Source organism: Parcubacteria group bacterium CG10_big_fil_rev_8_21_14_0_10_36_14, from assembly GCA_002772895.1.
Classification (GTDB): Bacteria; Patescibacteriota; Patescibacteriia.
In genome coordinates this window covers 1-2,214 of record PFCS01000049.1, presented here as the reverse complement: position 1 = coordinate 2,214, position 2,214 = coordinate 1, and the positions used below count along the sequence as shown (strand labels likewise).

The 2,214-nt window shown below is 33.6% G+C and carries 3 protein-coding genes; all 3 read right to left on the bottom strand.

Features of this window, described 5'->3' with window-relative positions; translation table 11 throughout:
* Positions 1 to 48: 48 nt before the first annotated feature.
* Positions 49 to 426, bottom strand: a complete 378-nt coding sequence (locus COU51_03840; GenBank protein PIR66461.1) for a hypothetical protein — start codon at positions 424 to 426, stop codon at positions 49 to 51.
* A gap of 2 nt (positions 427 to 428) precedes the next feature.
* Entirely contained in the window at positions 429 to 1,055 is a 627-nt protein-coding gene (locus COU51_03835) for a hypothetical protein (GenBank protein PIR66460.1), read from the bottom strand.
* Positions 1,056 to 1,064: 9 nt separating this feature from the next.
* The coding region (locus tag COU51_03830; GenBank protein ID PIR66459.1) for a hypothetical protein at positions 1,065 to 2,214 on the bottom strand (1,150 nt) is incomplete at its 5' end.

The following is a 2,214-nucleotide window of genomic DNA, read 5'->3' as shown; positions in this document are numbered from 1 at the left end:
TCTCAACCTTGGGAAGGTCGCATACTACCAATGTACTATACCCGCAAGCTAATTTTTGAAAAAATATTTCCACCACAAAATAGCATTAGACTCTTCTTGGTTATTAGAATTATTTGTAAGCGTAGTGCCTTCTTCAGGTAAAGAAACGGACACCACTTCTTCACCGGGTTTTTTTAGTCCCAGCTTAGTTCTTGCTTCGCTTTCCAAAAATTCCTCTGTATCTAAATATGTCGCCAAATTAAGAATGTCCAAATTTTGCGCTTCTATTTCTTTTGCCGCAGTTTCTAATTTTTCTATTTCTTTATCAAGCTCCCGACTCCGATTATATTCTTTAAAAAAATTAAATCCAAATAAAGCAATAAAAAACAAAATAACAATACCCGCTATTTTCATTCCTAATATTTTCTTGAAAGAAAGATCTTTCATAATTATTCTTTTTTCATTTTTTTAAGCGCAAGGGCAAGGGCGCGTTTTTCTACAGATGAAAGCTTATCCATTTCTTCCATAATTTTATCCATTACCGGTTTTTTTTGTTCTTCGTTTTCATCCCATTTTCGCACTCGACGTTCAACCTCCAAAACTAATTCTTGAATCATTGCCGGTTTAGCGACATTTCGTAAAGTAACGCTGGACCTATACCCCCTAATTGCAACCACTACATTACCATATCTGAACATTGATTGTTTAATCCCTTTTATATTATATGAAACGTCATCAATTTTATAATATGGCACCTCAGAAACAATGCGGTTGAAAAGTCCTTTCTGGTCAATATCAATAACTCTTACATTGGTGACTATCCCACAATTAAAATACCAATCGATTAATTGATATAAAGTAAAAAATATCGCTCCTCCCAAAAGAATAAAGAAAATAACCATACCAATCTTTCCCCAAGAAAAAAGTGGAAATAAAAAGAAAAAAGGCAAAAGAAAAAATAAAAGACCGAACAATATAGCAGTGCTATAAACAATAGGAGTTTGTCTAACAACTAATAATACTTCTTCGCCCTCTTTTAATTTTACAGCTTTGAAATCGGATTTTTTTTGTTCCATAAATTATATTTAATGGGTATTTTTATTTTGCAGATATGTTCTCGCAATCTTCCTGTCATCCCATGGAAGCATTTTCCCATCAATAGCAATTTTTTGTTCAGAACCTTTGCCGGTTATAAGCACAATGTCTCCATCTTCAGCTGAATCAATGGAGAGCTCTATTGCTTTTTCTCTATCCATAATAACAAAAAGCGACTCCCCTTCTTTTTTCTTTTTAATTCCTTTTTTTATATCACTAACTATTTTCTCCTGATTTTCATCGTACGGATCATCATTCGTAAGAATTATAATATTGGCATTCTGATCTGTAATTTCGCCTAAAATTGGACGACGCGACTTGTCTCTCCCTCCGCCAGTAGCTCCGAAAATATGTATCACTCGCTTGTGAGGAATCTCTCGTACAATACCATAAAGCGCACGCATTGATGCCGGTTCATGAGCATAGTCAACGATCACCTGAAAATTTTGGCCCTCATTTATAAATTCCATTCTACCGGGAACTGATTCTATTTCCTTTACTCCTTTCACCAGCTCTTCTAACTTCTTGCCAAGCGCATTACAACAAGTAATTGCGGCAAGTAGATTATAGGCATTAAACTCTCCTAATAATTTGCTCTTAAATTCTATACCGGATATAAAAAATTTTATTCCCAATTCATCAATTCTTAAATTTTTTGCAGATATAATACTTTTTGCTTGTTTTTTATATGAATCTTTTAAAGTATATCCAATATTATTGTTATTAAATCCTAAAAAATAATCCGTCTCTTTATCATCAATGTTTATTATTGCTGTTTTAGGAACACCTTTATCACGACCGCGTTCAAGATAAGAAAATAATTTCGCCTTTGCCTTTTTATATTTATCATAACTTCCATGCGCTTCTATGTGCTCTGGCGAAAGATTAGTAAAAAGCGCCACATCATAATCTATTCCCTTATTTCTATATTGCGCTATTCCTTCTGAGGATGTTTCTATAATTGCATACTTACATTCTTCATTTGCCATTTGACGCAACATCTTTTGTAAATGAAAACGTCCAAGCATTGTCATTTTTTTATCATTCAACCATTCATCTTTACCTATTTTAAAAATTATCGTGGAGGTTAACCCGACTTTATTTCCAAGCCCCTCCAAAAGCTTGGTTATAAGATAGGAA